Annotated in this window: 13 protein-coding genes; 8 read left to right on the top strand and 5 right to left on the bottom strand. The window is 65.0% G+C overall.

The features are described 5' to 3' along the window. Positions 1-120: 120 nt before the first annotated feature. Positions 121-2,280 carry an exonuclease domain-containing protein gene (locus tag X265_RS27395; protein WP_128967656.1) on the top strand — a complete coding sequence of 720 codons (2,160 nt, stop codon included), beginning with the start codon at positions 121-123 and terminating at the stop codon, positions 2,278-2,280. A 22-nt stretch (positions 2,281-2,302) separates the two neighbouring features. Here the strand turns inward: X265_RS27395 and dinB are convergent, their stop codons facing one another. Both dinB and X265_RS27385 read right to left on the bottom strand, forming a co-directional pair. Continuing rightward, positions 2,303-3,403, bottom strand: coding sequence for a DNA polymerase IV (gene dinB, locus X265_RS27390; protein WP_128967655.1), 1,101 nt, complete (start codon positions 3,401-3,403; stop codon positions 2,303-2,305). 295 nt (positions 3,404-3,698) lie between these two features. Continuing rightward, positions 3,699-4,226 carry a hypothetical protein gene (locus X265_RS27385; RefSeq protein ID WP_128967654.1) on the bottom strand — a complete coding sequence of 176 codons (528 nt, stop codon included), beginning with the start codon at positions 4,224-4,226 and terminating at the stop codon, positions 3,699-3,701. A 140-nt stretch (positions 4,227-4,366) separates the two neighbouring features. Here X265_RS27385 and X265_RS27380 point away from each other — a divergent pair, with 140 nt between their 5' ends. From X265_RS27380 to X265_RS27370, 3 genes are read left to right on the top strand one after another with little or no spacing between them, the layout of a single operon-like run. Further along, positions 4,367-5,632, top strand: a complete 1,266-nt coding sequence (locus X265_RS27380; protein ID WP_128967653.1) for an NHLP bacteriocin system secretion protein — start codon at positions 4,367-4,369, stop codon at positions 5,630-5,632. After that, positions 5,625-7,784, top strand: coding sequence for an NHLP family bacteriocin export ABC transporter peptidase/permease/ATPase subunit (locus X265_RS27375; protein ID WP_128967652.1), 2,160 nt, complete (start codon positions 5,625-5,627; stop codon positions 7,782-7,784). The genes X265_RS27380 and X265_RS27375 overlap by 8 nt, the downstream gene beginning before the upstream one ends. After that, the gene (locus X265_RS27370) at positions 7,781-10,663 is read left to right on the top strand and encodes an NHLP bacteriocin export ABC transporter permease/ATPase subunit (protein ID WP_128967651.1); all 2,883 of its coding nucleotides are present in this window, start codon (positions 7,781-7,783) and stop codon (positions 10,661-10,663) included. The genes X265_RS27375 and X265_RS27370 overlap by 4 nt, the downstream gene beginning before the upstream one ends. A 90-nt stretch (positions 10,664-10,753) precedes the next feature. Here the strand turns inward: X265_RS27370 and X265_RS27365 are convergent, their stop codons facing one another. Then, positions 10,754-10,990, bottom strand: a complete 237-nt coding sequence (locus tag X265_RS27365; protein ID WP_128967650.1) for a hypothetical protein — start codon at positions 10,988-10,990, stop codon at positions 10,754-10,756. 127 nt (positions 10,991-11,117) lie between these two features. After that, positions 11,118-12,005, bottom strand: coding sequence for a hypothetical protein (locus X265_RS27360; RefSeq protein WP_128967649.1), 888 nt, complete (start codon positions 12,003-12,005; stop codon positions 11,118-11,120). A gap of 168 nt (positions 12,006-12,173) precedes the next feature. Here X265_RS27360 and X265_RS27355 point away from each other — a divergent pair, with 168 nt between their 5' ends. Continuing rightward, entirely contained in the window at positions 12,174-13,361 is a 1,188-nt protein-coding gene (locus tag X265_RS27355; RefSeq protein WP_128967648.1) for a CaiB/BaiF CoA transferase family protein, read from the top strand. A 408-nt stretch (positions 13,362-13,769) separates the two neighbouring features. Continuing rightward, on the top strand, positions 13,770-16,877 hold the full coding sequence (locus tag X265_RS27350; protein WP_164939052.1) for a DEAD/DEAH box helicase: 3,108 nt from the start codon (positions 13,770-13,772) through the stop codon (positions 16,875-16,877). A gap of 326 nt (positions 16,878-17,203) precedes the next feature. Here X265_RS27350 and X265_RS27345 read toward each other — a convergent pair whose 3' ends face one another. Beyond that, positions 17,204-17,608, bottom strand: coding sequence for a response regulator (locus X265_RS27345; protein WP_128967647.1), 405 nt, complete (start codon positions 17,606-17,608; stop codon positions 17,204-17,206). A gap of 85 nt (positions 17,609-17,693) precedes the next feature. Between X265_RS27345 and X265_RS27340 the strand changes: the two genes are divergently transcribed. After that, the gene (locus X265_RS27340) at positions 17,694-18,701 is read left to right on the top strand and encodes a chemotaxis protein CheB (RefSeq protein ID WP_128967646.1); all 1,008 of its coding nucleotides are present in this window, start codon (positions 17,694-17,696) and stop codon (positions 18,699-18,701) included. A gap of 12 nt (positions 18,702-18,713) precedes the next feature. Continuing rightward, positions 18,714-18,995, top strand: coding sequence for a hypothetical protein (locus tag X265_RS27335; RefSeq protein ID WP_128967645.1), 282 nt, complete (start codon positions 18,714-18,716; stop codon positions 18,993-18,995). Positions 18,996-19,154: the final 159 nt, after the last annotated feature.

Raw genomic sequence — 19,154 nt, 5'->3', positions numbered from 1 at the left:
GCGAAAAGAACAGAAGTCGAACATGCACGCCCATGAATCAACGGCGGCCGGCGCCTCCGCATGCCGCGCAAGCTTGACCAAAGCCGGATTTCGCCACGCCGCGCCCGGGGCGAAGCACCGATGAGCCTGCCAGTTCTGCCGGTCTACTACTACCACGACCACTTCAAGGAGATGTTGAGCTTCGTTTGCGACACCTACGGTCCGGTGCTGACTGAAACTCATCACGCCTTCGTCGATCGTTTCTTGTCGCTGTCGAAAGACGCCCAGTGCCTATTCATTCGGATGGTCAATCGCAGCGGTACGGTCTTCAATCCCTCGACGTTCAAGTACACGGAGATCGCGGATCCCGTCGGCGCGCTGGGGGAGCTTGCTGTCGCCGGTTATGTTCGAGCCCTGGTCGGACAGGATTACGCAGCGTTCCTGGCGTGCCTTGCCAAGCCGGTGCTGTTCGACGGTGCGAAGGCGGCCGGCTTGAGCGATGTCCGGGCATCGTGGCCGAAGGGCAAGTTGACGGAGTATTGCCTCGCTCATCTATCGTTCGGCACGGCATTCCGACACTGCGGTGGCGAGGCGTTCATCGCACTCGGCGACACCGAGCCGCTGGAGTTTCTGCTCTATCTCTACTTTGGCAAGACGGAGCACAACCTCAAGAACTTCGCGCTGCGCGACCTCGGCATCCTCAGTACCAACGACCAGGCGGATTTCAGCGCCCGGTTTGCCGACGCGGATGAAGCGAGGGCCTGCTTCCATTACGCCCGCCTGCTGCGCCAGCTCGAGACCAAATCCGACGAGGTCTATCGCAGTTCCGTTGCCGCCATTCTCGGCGGCCCGGTCTGTCCGACGGATTATGCCTTCGATCTGAGAAGCCGCGCGGCGCACAAGGCGGGTCTGCATTTTGAAAAGAAGGGCGAGGCCGGCCTCGCCATCCAGCTCTATCGCGCCGGCTGCTCCGCCGAATGCCATGAGCGCCTCGCGCGCCTGCTTTATGCGGAAGGAGACAGGGACGCCGCCGAAGACCTGCTGCGCCGTATGATCGACGATCCCGCAAGCGACGACGAATTCGTCTTCGCAAGCGATTTCTATGCCCGCAAGTTCGATGGACGCCGGACGGGACTCTGCACCGAGTTGCTGCGGGCAGGGCGGACGCTCCGGGTCGACGATATCTGGCGCGGTCATCCGGAGGCAGGCATCGCAGGCGTCTTGCGCCGGCAGGGCCTCGAGGTCTTCCACGTGGAAAACACGCTCTGGCATTGCCTGTTCGGATTGCTGTTCTGGGACGAGCTGTTCGAATCCGGGCAGCTGCACAGCGGGTTCGACTGGATGCCGCATTGCCTGAAGGACAGAACCTTCGCGCTGATGTTCTCGTCCCAGATCGAGACGAAGCTGCAGGCCGTCGCATCGAATGCTGCGCTGCCCCAGATCCTGCGGATCGTCGCCGGGAAATGGGGAAAGCCGAACGGCGTGTTCGCCTGGGACCATGTCGACATGGATGCGCTCCGGGCGCTGCTTGCCGGCGCGAATGGGACCGGTCTCGCCACGATGCTTCGCCTGATGTGCGAAGACTATCGCGCCATGCGCGACGGTTTTCCCGATCTCATGCTCGTCACGAATGGCGCTGTCTCGTTCATGGAAGTGAAGGCCGAGGGCGACGTCATCAGGCGCAACCAGCTGACGCGGCTTCGCCAGCTCGGTCATGCCGGCATTCCCGCGGAGATCGGCCGCGCCGATTTCCGTTTCGATCCGGACCAGGATTATGTCGTCGTGGACATCGAAACCACCGGCGGCTGGACCGGCGGCGATCGCATCACCGAGATCGGCGCCGTCAGGATCCGCAATCACGAGGTCGTGGCGGAGTGGCATTCGCTGCTCAATCCCCAGCGGTCGATCCCGGCCAAGATCGTCGCGTTGACCGGCATCACCAACGACATGGTGCGGAGCGCGCCGCTCTTCGCGGAAATCGCTGACAGCTTCATGCAATTCATGGGCGACGGCGTCTTCGTCGCCCACAACGTCAACTTCGACTATGGCTTCATCGCCGCGGAATACGAACGCCTCGAACGCCGATTCCGCTTTCCAAAATTCTGCACCTGCGCCGGCATGCGCCGGCACTATCCCGGTCACAAATCCTACGGGCTCGGCAAGCTCACCCGTGCCTACAATATCGAGCTGAAGGACCACCACCGCGCGCTGTGCGACGCCCGCGCGGCCGCGCACCTTCTCAACCTGATCAACGCCAAGCGCGACGAGGGACGAGGCGGGTCAGAAGACATTGCGGCTTGATCGGACGGCGCGCAGCCGCTCGTCAGATTCCCAGCGTCAATTGTGGCTCCGCATCGTCCCCGGCCTGGAGGGAAGACAGCGCGACGCCGAGCAGCCTGACGGCCTTCGGCAACGGCATCTCGACTTCGAGCAAGCCGCAGGCGAGGCGCTCCAGCTCGTCCCGTCCTGCGACCGGCGCGAGGAGGGAGCGGCTGCGCGTGATGATCTCGAAGTCGGCAAACTTGATCTTCAAGGTGACGGTACGGCCGCGGCTGCCGGTGGTCTCGCAATGGCGCCAGACCTTGTCGACGAGAGGCCGAAGCCTCGTAACGAGTGCGTCGAATTCGGCCAGATCGGCTGAGAATGTGGTCTCTGCGCCGATCGACTTGCGGATCCGGTTGCTCCGCACCGGCCGCTCGTCGACGCCGCGCGAGATCCAGTAGTAATAGGCGCCCGACTTGCCGAAGTTGGCGTTCATGAACTCGAGCGTCTGGTTGCGGATGTCGCGGCCGGTGAACAGGCCGAGCGCATTCATCTTCGCGCTGGTCGCCGGGCCGATGCCGTGGAACTTGCCGACGGGCAGCGTCTCCACGAAGGCGGGTCCCATCTCCGGCGAGATCACGAACTGCCCGTTGGGCTTGCGGTGATCGGAGGCGAGCTTGGCCAGGAACTTGTTGTAGGAAATGCCTGCCGATGCGTTGAGGCCGGTCTCGGCCTTGATCTTCTCGCGGATCAGCCGCGCAATGTCGCGGGCGAGCTCGATGCCCTGCAGGTTTTCGGTCACGTCGAGATAGGCCTCGTCGAGGGACAACGGTTCGATGATGTCAGTGTGTTCGGCAAAGATCTCGCGGATCTGCCGGCTGATCGCCTTGTAGACCTCGAAGCGCGGCTTGACGAAGATCAGGTCCGGACATTGCCGCTTCGCGGTAACCGACGGCATGGCGGAGCGAACGCCGAACTTGCGCGCTTCATAACTCGCCGCCGCCACCACGCCGCGCTCGGCCGAGCCGCCGACCGCGACCGGCTTGCCGCGGAGCTCCGGATCGTCGCGCTGTTCCACCGATGCGTAGAAGGCATCCATGTCGATATGGATGATCTTGCGAACGCGTGTCGCCTCGCCTTCCACGGTGTCGGATTCGCCCATGCGCGGATGATACAATCGGGCCGCAGAAATCGCGAGCTGGCGGCGGGTTCCGGCGTACCGCTGTGTGATTGGCCTCACAGCGCCGACGCTCCGGCGATGTTATGCGTATCACCACTGATCAAGAGGGGTGGTCCCTCCCAAGGCGAACAGGAGATGGTGATGACCGAGTCTGCGGCCTTCGAGAACAAGCCGTCCCGGAAATGACAATGTGCGCCGGTGTCATTCGTTCGGATGACCTCATTCGATCGGCCACCCGGTAACCTTGTCCGGGCATCCTAACTGTCGACAATTCCCCTCAAAGTCGAGAGCGAATAGAACTCAAAATTCCTGTCGTCGCGTCGACGACTTGCAGAGCCTGCTGAGCCTTGGCCAAGGCGAGGGGCGACCTCGCGCATTGATCGGGCAGCTGGGCGATCTTCTTGCGCTGGCTGGTCAGGATGTTGGTCGACTGCTCGACGGCGAATTTCACCACGTCGCGGGTCGGGTCATTTTCACTGACATTGGTCAGATCTTTCTCAATCGTGATCAGATATTCAAAACTGGACAGCTCTTGAGAAATCTCGACAAGATTCTGGATCGTGGACTTCACGCAATCTGCGTCGACAGCGGAGATGTCGGGTCGCTTAGAGGTCTGTACGAGATCGCCCATCAGGCCCGCGAACATCGGCCTGAGATCTTCGACTCTCTTCAGGTCCGCCTGGCTCAGGACGCCGGCCACACACGCATTGGTGGCGAGCAGCACTGCAAGCCCGGACCAAGCCAGCCGAGCCGTCAGGGCGCGGGCAGTTGCGGCGGGCATGATGCGATCGGCTTGCCGGTTCATCTGATGCGTCCGATGTCCTCTGCCTCGACAAATGCAGTTCTCGTAGTAAGCTTATCCCCGCTGACAATTTCGCTCAATCCTATTCTCGGCGTCGTGCGCGTGAACGCTGGCGCTGCAATATTTTCGCGAAGGGGCGCAGCGTGACCGATGGCACTGACAGAATCTTCCGCGCCAGCGCGCTGCAGCGCGCGGCCTCGCCGGAGGAGCTTGATCACCTCGTTGCGATCACCAAGCCGGCCGACTGGATCCTGACGGCGATCGTGACGATCGCGATGCTTGCGGCGCTCGTCTGGGGCATCTACGGCCGGATCCCGTCACGCGTCTCCGGACAGGGAATCCTGGTCGGCAGCGGTCGCGTGGTCGATGCGGTGTCCGCTGCCGAAGGCAGGCTGGCGTCGCTCAGCGTCTCCGTCGGTGACCATGTCGAGCGCGGGCAGGTGATCGCCCAGATCTCGCAGACCGAGATCGAGCAGAAGTACCGCAACGCCGTCGAAACCTATCGGGAGCGCCAGCGCGAGCATGACGACATGGCGGCGAAAGTCGCCGCCGAGCTCGCGGTCAAGGCCTCCAATTTCGAGAAGCTTGAAGCGGCCTTCAACAAGGTCATCGAAGCCACCGATCAGCGGGTCCGGGCCCTTGCCGTGGACGTGCAGAATCTCGAGCAGCTGATGGCCAAGGGCCTGACGACGCGGAAGACGCTGGAGGACCGCCGTCTCGAATTGACCGAGGCTCAGCAGCGCCGGACGGATTCGCAGAACGAGATCCTCAAGCTGCACGCGCAGAAGACCGACCTGGAAACCCAGCGCGAGCGCGAACTGCAGCAGGCCGAATTCGCTGCGAATAACGCGCGCCGCGAGATGCAGGCGCTGGCGGGAACCCTGGGGCGCAATTCGCAAGTGGTCAGCCCGATCGCGGGCCGCGTGCTCGAGATCAAGACCTCGTCAGGCTCGGTTCTTGCCGTGGGTACGCCGGTCGTTCTCATCGAGGACGAGGGGGCGCGGTTGGAGGCGGTGGTCTACATCCCCGCCGAGCAAGGCAAGAGCGTCAAGCCGGGTTATCAGGTCCGCGTCGCGCCCAGCACGGTCAAGCGCGAGGAATTCGGCACGATGATCGGCGTCGTCTCCAGCGTCTCGGAATTTCCGGTCACGCCGCAGGGCATGACCGCCGTGCTCCACAACGATCAGCTCGTCAAAGTGTTCTCCCACGACGGCGCGCCCTACGCCGTTTCGGTGTCGCTGGAGCAGGATCCCTCGACCGCAAGCGGCTATCGCTGGGCTGTGGGTCAGGGGCCGCAGGTGCATCTGACCAGCGGCACGCTGGCGCAGGCCGAAATCACCACGCGCAGCCGCCGCCCGATCGACCTCGTCGTGCCCTTGCTGCGGAAGTGGACGGGGATCGATGGCTAGTCCTGTGACGCCGACCGCAGGCATCAAGCGCACGCCGACCATCCTGCAGATGGAAGCGGCCGAATGCGGCGCCGCGTGCCTCGCCATGGTGCTGGCGCATTACGGGGCCTGGGTGCCGCTCGAACGCCTGCGCGTCGAATGCGGCGTCTCCCGCGACGGCAGCAAGGCGAGCAACGTCGTCAGGGCGGCGAAGCGTTTCGGGCTCTCTTCAAAGGGATTTCGGCTCGACCTTGCATCGCTCGGCTCGGCGCCGATGCCTTGCATCATTCACTGGAACTTCAATCATTTCGTCGTCCTGGAAGGCATCAAGGGCAAGTCCGCCTCCATCAACGACCCCGCCTTCGGACGCCGGCAGATCGGCATCGACGAGCTCGACAGGTGCTTCACCGGCGTCGTCCTGACGATGGAGCCGGGGCCGGGCTTTGCGCCATCAGGCGGCAAGCCGGCGGGACTGCGGCTGCTGCTGCGGGAGCTGCGCGGGTCGAAAGCCGCGGTCGGGCTGCTCATCCTGCTCAGCTTCGTCATGGTCGTGCCCGGCCTCGTCGCCGCGAGCTTCTCGAAGATCTTCATCGACGACATTCTCATTCAGCATCTGAACGGGTGGCTGCGTCCGCTGCTGATCGGGATGGCCGCAACCGCGCTGATCCGCACCATCCTGGCGCTGCTGCAACAATCCCTGCTGCTGCGGCTGCAGACGAAACTCTCGGTGGTGATGATCAGCCGCTTCCTCTGGCGGGTGATGGCCTTGCCGATCGAATTCTTCACGCAGCGCCACGCCGGCGACATCGCGGCAAGAGTCGGCGCCAATGATCAGATTGCGCGTCTGCTCGCAGGCGGCATCGCCGCCAATGCGCTCAGCCTCACCTCGGTGGTGTTCTTCGCCTTCGCGATGATCGTCTACGACCATTGGCTCGCCGCGGTGTGCATCAGCCTGTCGCTGCTCAACGTTCTCACCTTGCGGCTGTCGATGCGGCGCCGGGAGGATCTCAGCCGCGGGCTCTCGCTGGAACGCGGCAAGCTGCTGGGAGCCGTCGTCAGCATCGTCCGCTCGATCGAGACCATCAAGGCGAGCGGGCTGGAGGACGAGGCGTTCGGACAATGGGCGGGCGTCCAGGCCAAGGTCCTGAACGCCGAGCGCGATCTGGCGTCGTCGTCGATCATCCTCGACATGATCCCGACCCTGATCGCCGGCCTGACGATGACTGCTATCCTGGTCCTCGGTGGCCTCAGGGTGATCGAAGGCTCGCTCACCCTCGGCAGCCTCGTTGCCTTCCAGGCGCTGATGGCGAGCTTTTCCGAGCCGGTGGCGACGCTCGTCAATCAGGCCGGCGGCTTCCAGCTGATCAAGGGCGCACTCGACCGCCTCGAAGACGTCTACAATTATCCGCTCGGCGATCCCCCGCGCACATCGGACAAGGCCTTCCCCGCAAGGCTCGCTGGACGCATCGAATTCAAGGACGTGCAGTTCGGCTATTCGCTGCTCGAACCGCCGCTGATCTCGGATCTGTCGATCACCGTCAATCCGGGCTCGCGCGTCGCACTGGTCGGCGCCTCCGGCAGCGGCAAGTCGACCCTCGGCCGCCTGGTCTGCGGGCTCTACAAGCCTTGGGCGGGAGAGATCCTGATCGACGGGACGCGGCTCGCGGACATCCCGCCCGACATCCTCGCCAACTCCATTGCCTATGTCGACCAGGACATCTTCCTGTTCGAGGGAACGGTCCGCGACAATCTCACGCTCTGGGATCGGACCGTGCCTGACATCGATCTCACGCGGGCGCTCAAGGACGGCGAGATCCAGGACGACATCGCAATCCGCGCCGGCAATTACGATTCCTACGTCAACGAGGGCGGCACCAATTTCAGCGGCGGCCAGCGCCAGCGCATCGAGATTGCCCGCGCGCTGGTCGGCCGTCCGTCCCTCGTCGTGCTCGACGAGGCGACCGCGGCGCTCGATCCCGTCACGGAGAAAGCCATCGACGATAATCTGCGCCGTTGCGGCTGCACCTGCATCATCATCGCCCATCGCCTCAGCACGATCAGGGATTGCGACGAGATCATCGTCCTGCGGCAGGGCAAGGTCGCCGAGCGCGGCACGCACGAAACCCTTCTTGCCCTGAACGGCGAATATGCTCGCCTGGTGTCGCAGGAATGACCGGCAGCATCGACAATATCGTGTCAAGTGCGAGCCTCGTGGCGGCGGGGGAAGTGACCCTCGACGGCCGCCGGCCCATTCTGCTCGATCACCACGGTCACGTGCTCGAAATCGTCAGCGGCCACGCCGACGTCTTTGCCATCGAGGTCAAAGACGGCCGATCCGGCAGCCGCCATCACCTGTTCCGCGTCGAAAGTGGGGATGTCATTCCCGATCTGCCTGGATTCCCGGCGTCGTCTCCGGACGGCCTGCGCTTCATTGCGGTCGGCGCGCAGGACACGCGGGCGTCCGTCGTGGCCAGGACCGATCTGGCGCCGGAACAGGCGGTGCACTGGATCGAGCGGCTCGCCCGCTTCGTCGCGGGACCGGCGCCGTCGTGGCAGATGGCCGAACTGCCGGAGGGCGAGGTGACGTTGGCCAGCGGCGAGTCGCGTCGCGGTCCGATGCGCGGTCTGCTTTGGCTCAACGTGGCGCGTGGTTCGCTCAGGCTGATCGGGACCGGTGCGCCCTATGCCGCCGCGAGCCCGCCGCTGCCTCTGACATCGGGCTTGTGGATCGAGGCGGGCACCGACGGATGTGCCACGAGCGCTGCGACCCATGCGCCGGCCGACGATCTGATTTGGCCGGCGATCGACCAGTTCCATCTGTGGTTTGGTGAGTGCATCCAGAACATCCTGGTCCGCGACACGCAAGATGAGAGCGCGCGGCTGCAGAGCCGAACCGGGCTCGCCGCATCGCAGGCGGTCGAAGCCTTCGACCGCCTCTCAGGCATCATCGTGCGGCGCTTCGATCATGACGCGGTCGATGCCTCCTGGTCCGACAGGCTGGCCGGCGCCTGCCAGATCGTCGGCAGCGCGATGCGGGCGCCGATTGCGATCTCCGGCCGTGTCGACGGCAGCGCGCAGGATGTTGCCGGCCTCGCACAGATCGCGCAGGCGGCGCGGCTGCGGCTCCGTCAGGTCCTGCTCCGGTCGGACTGGTGGAGACTGGATGCGGGTCCGCTTGTCGGCTGGTACGGCGAGACGCGCGCCCCGGTCGCGCTCGTCTACGAGCCACGCCGCGGCTATCTGATGATCGACCCGCTCACGAAGGCGCGCCGGGCGGTCGATCGCAGCATCGCGGCGCAAATGGCGCCGGAGGCGGCCACGTTGTATCCGCCGCTGCCCTCGCGGGCGCTGAAGTTCACCGACCTTCTGCAATTCTCGCTGCGCCACGCCCGTGGCAGCGGGCTGCGCATCGCGCTGTCGGTCGTCATGATCGGTCTGTTGTCGCTGGTGACGCCGTTCGTCACCAACCTTTTGATCAGCTCGATCATTCCGCGATCCGAGCTCGACCAGCTCGCCTTCTGCGCGCTCGCGCTGGTTCTCGCCGGCCTGTCGGTGGCGGGCGTCCAGGTCATGCAGGGTTTCGTCATGCTGCGGATGGAGGCCACGATCGACTGGCGGCTCCAGGCGGCGATGATCGACCGCCTGCTGCGGCTGCCGACCGCCATCTTCCGCGAGTACACGGCGGGCGAACTGGTCGACCGCGCCATGGGTATCGATGCGGCGCGGCGGGCCCTGACCGGTCACGCCTTGCGCGGCATGATCGCCGGCCTGTTCTGCCTGTTCAGCCTCGGCCTGATGCTCTACTACAGTTTCAAGCTGGCGCTGGTCGCGATCGCACTGACATTCCTCAGGGCGGTCGCCATCATCGGCACCAATCTGGTGCGGCTGCATTTCGAGAGCAAGCACTTCAACCAGCAGGGCAAGGTCAGCGGATTTGTCCTCCAGCTCCTGACCGGCGTCGGCAAACTGCGCGTCTCGGCTGCGACCTCGCGCGCGCTCGCGATCTGGTCGAGGCAGTTTGCGACGCAAAAGCAGTATTTCGTCTCGTCGCAGCTGGCCGGCAACGGCCTCGGCGCGTTCGAGACCGCATTTCCCACCATCGCGACGCTGATCATCTACGCTTACGCGTCCTATTCGAGCAGCGGCCTGCTCACCGACATCGGCACTTTCTTCGCGTTTTTTTCCGCTTTCGGCCAGTCGATGGGATCGGTCGGCTCCTGGGCGGCCGGCGTCAGCGAAGCGCTGATCGCCATCCCGCCGCTGCTTCGGCTGCGGCCTCTGATCGCGAGCCCGACCGAAATCCCGGATGACCGGAAGTCGCCGGGAGAATTGTCCGGATCGGTCGAGCTCGCGCGCGTCTCGTTCCGGTATCTTTCGAATGGGCCGCTGGTGCTCGACAATGTCAGCCTGAAGATCACGCCCGGCGAGTATGTCGCGGTGGTGGGGCCGTCGGGCAGCGGGAAATCGTCCCTGTTCCGGCTGCTGCTCGGGTTCGAGCGGCCGGAATCGGGCGCGGTGTTCTACGACGGCAAGTCGATCGAGACGCTGGATGCGAGCGCGCTGCGGCGCCAGCTCGGCGTGGTGCTGCAGAACGCCAAGCTCGCCAACGGCAACATCTACGAGAACATCTGCGGCGGAATCCGGTTGCCGCTCGAGCAGGCCTGGGAGGCCGCGCGCCTTGCCGGTATCGCTGACGACATCAAGGCGATGCCGATGGGCATGCTCACCCAGGTCGCGGAGGGCGTCAGCACGCTGTCCGGCGGCCAGCGCCAGCGCATCATGATCGCGCGGGCGATCGCGCGGCGGCCGCGCATCCTGTTGTTCGACGAGGCGACGAGCTCGCTCGACAATCGATCCCAGGCCATCGTCAGCGACGCGCTGGAAAACCTGAACGTCACCCGCATCGTGATCGCGCACCGGCTCAGCACCGTTCAGCGAGCCGATCGGATCATCGTGCTGGTCGACGGCAAGATCGTCGAAACAGGGACATTCGCCGAGCTGAATGCCGCGTCCGGCATGTTCGCCTCCTTCGCGCGGCGTCAGATGCTCTGACCCGTTCGCCGGCCTTCCGCGCAAAAGAAAAACTCCCGGACGTCCTTGTCCGGGAGTTTCTTGGGCAGCCAACTTTGTTCGGTCCCGCCCTCAGTTCAGCTTCATGTTGGAGCCACCACCACCGCCACCACCGGCACCCGTGACGATCCCGCCGACCAGGATGACGCCGGCGGCAATCCCTGCCACGACCGGGTTGGTGAAGAACGACTTCAGTCCGTGCTCGACGGCGTGCACGATGCTGCTGAACCAGCCGCCGCCGGCGACGTTGTTGAGCTCTTCCATCGAGAGCTCGCAATTGATGCTGTCGTTATTGATCTCATGGGTCATGTTGTCTCTCCTGTTTTGATGCCGCGGGATCATCCCCGCAACTGTGGACAGCATGCCGCATGCTTCACGCGAGCGCCGTGACCGGTATCACGTTGCGCTTCCTGTCGCGAATTTCGTCGCGGGAGTCCTATCCGTCATATTGATCCGGCCCCATCGCCCATGACGCCTGATCGTGGCCGAACGCATAGTTGCGGTTGTTGACCACGGGATTGCGATTGACCATCGGCCGCATGAACATCGGATGCGTCGCGCTGCGCACCTCGTGCTCGACGGTGAAGACGGGCTTGCCGCTGTCGGGATCGACGATGTCGCAGAAGCGATACTGGTACTGGTTGTCCTCGCGCGAGACCAGGTCGCGCGCCAGCAGCTTGCGGTAAGGACCGGAGAAATCGGTGACGTACATCTGCACATGGTGGCCGTCGTACGCGGGCTGCGGCCGATCGGTCTCGCGGAACAAGAGGTACTGGTCACGCCCGGTCTTCACTGCCGCAACCTTACCGTCACCGTTGCGCAAGGCCGCGGGCATGCCCATGACCTCAGGGTAGAAGGCGCAGATCGCCTGCGCCGATCCGGCCGGCACGTCGAACTCGACATAGGGAATGCCGAGCGTGATGCGGCCGAAGCGCGCCGCGTCCGGCTCGTGGATGCGAATGCGGTTGCCCCATGGGCAGGTCGCCTCGACATAATCGTTGTGCTCGGCGTACGCGAAGGCGGTGCCTTCGAGCTTCTTCGCAACCGAGGCCAATCGCGCCAGAAGCGCCTCGCGTCCTTCGATGACGAGGCCGGTGCGGCCGCGCAGCACCTGCGCACTGCCGCTGGGAAGATGAAACTGGCTGCGGCCGACGTTGATCCACATGTTGGTGTCGGACACCATCAGATAGGGATCGCGGGTCAACCCGAGGCCGGCGACGTAAAACAGCGTGGCGAGGCGCTGGTCCGGAACCTGGATGTTGACGTGCTCGAAATGGATGGCGTTGCCGAGATCTTCTGCGGATCGATCGAATTGTTGCGGCATGGGTGTGCCTCTGGCTGGAGGGCGGGTGGTCCATACTAGAGCAGAATTTCCGCCGGCCGAAACACCTGGGCGATCACATCTTGCAAGACTCCGCATGGCGCGCGCTGCCACCTTGCCGCGGCACTCATTCCCTGTAATCTGCGCGGACATGCGGAGGGAATGAGGTCAATGGGGGGAGTTCTGGAAGGCGTGCGCGTCCTCGATTTCGGGCGCTATATCGCGGGGCCGTATTGCGCGACATTGCTGGCCGAGTTCGGGGCTGAGGTCATTCGCGTCGAAAAGCGCGACGGCAGCGAGGATCGCTTCGTGGCCCCGGTCGGTGAAGGCGGCGAGGGGGCGCTGTTCCTGCAGGTCAACCGCAACAAGAAGTGCATCACGCTCGATCCGATGACGACGGAGGGGCAGGAGGTGATGCGCAAGCTGATTGCGACCGCCGATGTCGTCGTCGCCAATTTGCCGCCGCAGACCTTGCGCGCAATGAAGCTCGATTACGAGCAGCTCAAGGCGATCAAGCCCGACATCATCCTGACCACGGCGACCGCGTTCGGCGGACCGGGCCCCTGGTCCGACCGCGTCGGCTTCGACGGCGTCGGGCAGGTGATGTCCGGCTCGGTCTACATGACCGGCGCCGGCGATCCGCCCTATCGCGCGGCGGTGAACTGGGTCGATTTCGGCACCGCGCTGCACTGCGCGTTCGGCACGCTCGCCGCACTGATCGAGCGCGGCAAATCCGGGCGTGGGCAGATCGTCGAGGGCGCGCTGCTCGCGACCGCGCTGTCCTTCACCAATGCCACGCTGATCGAGCAGGCCGTCATCAACGTGAATCGCGTGCCGACGGGCAATCTCGGTCAGACCGCGGCGCCGGCGGATATCTACCGCACCAAGGACGGCTGGGTGCTGTGCCAGGTCACGGGACATCCGCTGTTCAAGCGCTGGGCGAGGCTGATGGGCGAGGAAGAGCTTTGGCTGAACGATCCGCGCTTTGCCGACGACATCAGCCGCGGCAACAACGGCGCCGTCATCAGCGAGCGGATGGCGCGCTGGTGCGCCGAGCGCACCACGCAGGAGGCTGTGGATACTCTCGGCAAGGCGATGATTCCGACCGGGCCGGTCTTGAGCCCGCAGCAGGCGCTGGATCATCTGCACATCCGCGCCGCAGGCTTTCTCCACGAGGTCGATTATCCCGGCTTGCCGAAACAGGCACCAATTGCCCGCGCGGCCATCCGGTTGTCGGAAACACCCGGCGAGATCGCAGCGCGTCCGCCGACGCTCGGCGAGCATACCGAGTCCGTGCTGGCGGAACTTGGCTACGACCAGGCTGCTATCGCAGCGCTTCGGCAGAGCGGCATCATTTAGTCGCCGCATCGAGACAAGAGTGGAAATGGGCCGGCGCGTCTGCTAGACGACTGGCGGCCTGTCCTCGCGCTTGTGCGTTGGCCGACGACCGTTGCGTCGTCTGAGGTTTATGGGAGGCGCATGTTCGTTCGTGCGCCTCGTCCCATATGCATGTCCGCGACCGAATCAATACGAGCCCGGCCGCGCGTGCCATCGACGTTTGCTTACGACGAGAAACGGATCCACGTGCGTCATTCCAAGAAAGTGCGGCCAGCAAAGAACTCGCCGGTCAAGAGTTCGCCCAAGATGCGCTCGCCGGCCAAGCGAGCTACAAAGAGCTCCACAAGCAGGCGCACACCGGCCAAGCCTTCGCCGAAGCCGGGCAAGAGCCCGCAGCGCGCCGCGATCTCGTCGTCGTCGCCGCTCGGAATGATGGCGCTGCATCTGCTGGTGCAATGGAGGGAGTCCGGGCGCAGCGGCGTCGTGTTCCTCGCCGAGAGCGAGAACAGGGCCGAGCGGCTCGGCAGCGTCATTCATGCGCTGGACCCGTCCTGCGAAGTCCTGGTCTTTCCGCGGCTGAACACCCTGCCGTTCGATCAGTTGGAGCCGTCGCGCGAGATCGCGGGCCGCAGGGCTCAGGTGCTGCGGCGCCTTGCGAAATCCAAACAGCCGATCTTTCTCATCTCGACGGCGGAAGCCGTGATGGAGCGCTTGCCGCCGCCGGCGAGCCTGCTGCGCCTCAACACGAGCCTGAAGGTCGGCGGCACGTTTTCGGAAGCCGAGCTTCGCGTCCGTCTGGAAGAGCTGGGCTATGATCTCGACGACGAGCCGGATTATCCGGGCGGCGCCCTGTTTCACGGCCAGACCTTCGAGATCTTTCCCGCAGGCGCCCTCGGGCCGTTCCGGGTCGAGCATTCGGCGCGCACCATCAAGCGGATCGTGGCGTTCGATCCGCAAGAGCACGAGATCATCTTCGAGACGAAGGAGCTGCTCGTCGATCCCATGTCGACGCGGCTCGCCATGGCGGGCGCGCGGGCGAAGCGCGTGACGCTGTTCGATTATTGCGGCAAGGCCAAGTGGATCGCCGATGCCGGCGCGCCCGTGCACGCCGATGCCTGGCTGAGCACGATCGAGGAGGCCGCCGGCCGTGCGGACCGGGAACGGGAATATCTCGGGCGGAGCGACTGGAAGCAGGCGACCCGCGGCATGAAAGTGCTGCCGCGCAGCGCGCCGTTCCAGGCGACGCCGGAATTCTCCAAGCTGACGTCATCGAGGAAAGCCCTGCGCGCCTTCGTCGAGGATGCCAGGCGCGCGGGCTCGCGCCTGATCTTCGTCGCGGCGCAGGAGGACGATCTGCGCGTGATGGAGCGGATGAGCGGCGTCAGGGTGGAACGCGTCGCGGATTGGGACGAGGTCGAGAGCGCGCGCCAGCGCGACGTGGCGCTGCTGGCCGATCTCGACGCCGGCTTCGTCATTCCGGGCAGGAAGTCTGCCGTCGTCCTCACCGCGAGCGACGTGCTCGGCAGCCGCGCGCATCATCCGCAGCCGATGGCGCGCAACTGGGGCGCGGCCTTCGACCATGCCGACGTGCCGGAGCAGGGCACGGTGGTCGTGCATCTCCAGCGCGGCATCTGTGTGCTCGACGGTCTGCAGACGATCAACACCGGCGGCGGCGCGATGCGCGAGATGGTCAGGCTGTCCTTCGCCGGCGACGACGCCGTGCTGGTGCCGCCGTCTGATCTCGCTTTGATGTGGCCCTACTCGACGGAGCGCGGCAAGCTCGCGCTCGACAAGGCGGATGGCAGCACATGGTGGGCCCGCCGCGGCGAGGCCGAGCAGGAGATCCAGGCCGCAGGCAAGGTGCTTGCCAAGCACATCAGCCAGCGCAAGCGGCGAAAGGCGGCCAGGCTGGTCCCGCCGGGGGCGCCTTACGAGAAATTCGTCGCGCGCTTTCCCTATTTTACGACCATCGATCAGGCCAAGGCCATCAACGACGTGCTGGATGATCTGGCATCCGGCCATCCGATGGACCGGGTGATCTGCGGCGACGTCGGCTTCGGCAAGACCGAGGTGGCGCTGCGCGCGGCGGCGGCCGTGGTGCTGTCGGGCAAGCAGGTCGCGATCGCGGTGCCGACTACCGTATTGGCACGGCAGCACGTCGCGACCTTCCGCAAGCGGTTTGCGCCTCTCGATATCGAAGTCGGCAGCCTGTCGCGCGCCACCTCTGGTGCGGAAGTACGGGAGACAAGGGAGGGCTTGCGCAGCGGCCGGATCAAGGTCGTGGTCGGCACCCAGGCGCTGACCTCGAAGGACGTGAAGTTTAGTGATCTCGGCCTCGTCATCATCGACGAGGAGCAGCATTTCGGCGCGGCCGAGAAGGCAAAGCTGTCCGGGCTTGCCAGGAATGCTCATACGCTCTGGATGAGCGCGACGCCGATTCCGCGCACGCTCGCCGCCGGTCTCGCCGGCTTCAGGGATCTGAGCGTCATCGCTTCCCCGCCCGTACATCGCCTGCCGGTCGCGACCAAGATCGCACCGCTGTCGGATGCCGCGATCGCCTCGGCGCTGCTGCGCGAGCAGCGGCGGCACGGGCAGAGCTTCCTGATCTGCCCGCGCATCCAGGATCTCGAGCCGATGCTGGCGCGCGTGCAGGCGGTCGCGCCCGATCTCAAGATCATCTGTCTGCACGGCAAATTGCCGGCCGACGAGATCGACGAGCGCATGATGACTTTCGTCGAAGGCAAGGCCGACGTGCTGCTCGCGACCAACATCGTCGAGAGCGGCCTCGACATCCCGCGCGCCAACACCATCGTGGTGTGCTGGCCGGAAAACTTTGGCCTCGCCCAGCTGCATCAGCTGCGCGGTCGCGTCGGCCGCGGCGGCATCCGCGCCTTCGCCTATCTCCTGACCGAGTCGGCCTCGGGGCAATCCGAGAAGCGGCTCGCGGTGCTGGAGGAGTTCAGCCGGCCGGGTGCAGGCTTTGCCATCAGCGAGCGCGACCTCGATCTCCGCGGCGCGGGCGATCTGTTCTCCGAGCAGCAATCCGGCCACGTCCAGGTGTTCGGCCCGGTGCTCTACAGCCACCTCTTGAAGATGGCCTCGGAGAAGGTCGACGACGGCAGGTCGGTGGTGTGGGTGCCCGACCTCAATTTGCCGGTCGCGGACATGCTGCCTCCGAGCTACGTGCAATCCGCGCCGGTGCGGCTGGAGCTCTATGCCCGTGCCGCGCGCTGCGCCAGCGAGGACGAGCTCGAGGATCTCGAGGAGGAGACCTCGCGCCGCTTCGGGCCCTTGCCGCAGGCCGCCCGCGATTTCTTTGCGGCGGCGCGACTGCGGCTGGATTGCAAGCGCAGAGGCATCATCCGTCTCGACGTCGGCCAGAGCGCGGTGGCCGCGACGTTCCTGCCGGGACGGTTGCGGAAATCCAAGGGCAAGTCGCTGCAACGTGACGGCGATCGCGTCGTCTACCACGCACCGATGCGCGATGCTCCGTTCGAGCGTGTCGAGGAGCTGCTGGACCTTCTGGACGAGACGTGATCGCGTCATGCATCAGGCGTTATCGCCCGACCGATTCACATAGCCTAATGCGGAAATCACCTGGACAAGCCACAATGGTTCCGGGACCGGGGCTGCGACGGCAATGGATCGCGTCGAAAAAGTATTCGTCGGCACTGCGATCACGGGCTTTCTCATCATGCTCGGGGCGATCATATGGATGATGTTGAGCTAGCGGGCAGAGCGACCGCGGCGTTGCGCATCGCCCTGCCGTTTCTCGCAATCTTCATCTGCATCGCGGTCGCGGCGTGGCTGACCTGGAGCAGGCTGCTCTAGGCAGGCCGGGACCTTCGACCAACGCAAGCGCGTCACATCTCACGCGGGCCGATCAGTCCGCCGAGCCCGCGGATCATGGCCGCGACGTCGATCGGCTTTTCCCAGCGCAGGACGTCCTGGAATTCAGGCGCGATGCTGACGGGGTCATAGCCCGTCGTGAACACGAACGGCACTTGGCGCGCCCTGAGCTCTTGCGCAATCGGGAACACCATCTCGTTGCGAAGGTTCACGTCGAGCACGGCACCGTCGAGCACCGAGCCGTCATGGAGGATGCGCAGCGCGTCGCCGACTTCGCCAACCGGCCCGGCAACATCGGCGCCGACCGATCGCAACGCGCGGCTGATGTCGTCGGCGAGGAAATATTCGTCCTCGACGACCAGAACCCTGCGTCCGGACAATGGCGCGCGCTCACGTGACAGCGTTTCCGGCATCACCATGTTTCCCTCCAGCGCCCGAAAAGCATAGGAACATACGGCCAAGGGCCGCCTTGGTGCAAACGAAGCATGCGATGGCGGGTTCCCAATGAGCAACCGTGATATCATTGTGATCGGTGGCTCCGCCGGCGCCACTGCCCCTTTGAAGCAGATATTGGCGGCGCTTCCGCCCGATTTGCCGGCCGCCATCTTCATTGTCCTGCACATTCCGGCCCAGGGCATCGGCATCCTGTCGACGGTGGCTGCCGCCGCCGGAAGGCTTCCGGTGCATCAGGCGGTGGACGGGATGGCGTTCGAGCGCGGCCACGTCTATCTGGCGGCTCCCGACCACCATCTTTTGCTGTCCGGAAACCACATCCAACTCGGACGCGGCCCGCGCGAAAACATGGTCCGTCCGGCCATCGATGCCTTGTTCCGGTCGGCTGCGGTGCATCACGGTCCCCGCGTGATCGGAATCGTCCTGAGCGGACTATTGTCCGATGGCGCCGCCGGGCTCCATGCCATCAAGCGCTGCGGCGGAATGGCGCTGGTCCAGGACCCCGCCGACGCGATCTCGCCGGAAATGCCGCAGCGCGCGCTGGAAGCCACCATCGCCGATCTCTGCGTCCCCGCTGCAAGGCTTGGCGACGTGCTGTCCGATCTCGCGCAGGAGGCGCCGGGGACCGCGCTGCCGATTGCTCCCGACATTCGCCTCGAGGTCGAAATTGCAGCCGGCGAAAGGATCGGATCCGAAAGCCTGGCCAAGATCGCCGATCCCGCGGCGCTGACCTGTCCGAGCTGCGGCGGGGTGTTGTCCGCGGTGAAGGGTGGCCATCCCATGCGGTTTCGTTGCCAGGTCGGTCACGCCTATACCGCCGATACGCTCGCCAGGGAGCAGGAGGGGCAGGTCGATGAAGCCCTGCGGGTGGCGTTGCGGATCATCGAGGAGCGCGCCGAGTTGGTGCAGCGCATGGCCGACGACGGGCGGCGCAGCGGGCGGGCCGCGGTCGCGGAAATGTACGACAAACGCGCTGCCGAATATCGCGAATATGCCGACATGATCCGGCGTGTCGTGCTACAATCGTTCGACCCGGCGATCCGCGCGCGAGAGACGTAAACAGGCGCTCCCATGGCCATCTCCCTAGCCGAGCGGACCGAACAACTCCACGCCGAGCAGCGCCTTCTTGTGAAGGCGGATGCCGACATCGACGAGGGCTGGCGCCGGATTCGCAACCAGGAAGATCGGGTGCGCGAGCTTCGCGCCGGCGGGCATGACACTCGGCAGGCTGAAAGGCTGGTCGATCTGCTCAAGCAAACCCTGTTGGAATGGGAGCGACACCGTGTCCTGATCGTGCAGCGGGTCAACTACCTCCAGCGCGAGGTCGATTCCGTGCCGCCCGCGAGCCCCTGATCGCCGTTCTTCGGGGGATCCGGTCAGCTTTTTCCGTCCGTCTCATCACCCCATCTCCGGGCGGGAACGCGGAGCTATTTCCGCCATTTAGCTGTTGGGATAGGCTGGTTTTCTGCTATCTGCAGACGGCTGGGTTCCTTGATCCCCGACAACGAGAGT

The organism is Bradyrhizobium guangdongense (assembly GCF_004114975.1).
Classification (GTDB): Bacteria; Pseudomonadota; Alphaproteobacteria; order Rhizobiales; family Xanthobacteraceae; genus Bradyrhizobium; species Bradyrhizobium guangdongense.
This window is presented reverse-complemented; position numbering and strand designations above follow the sequence as displayed.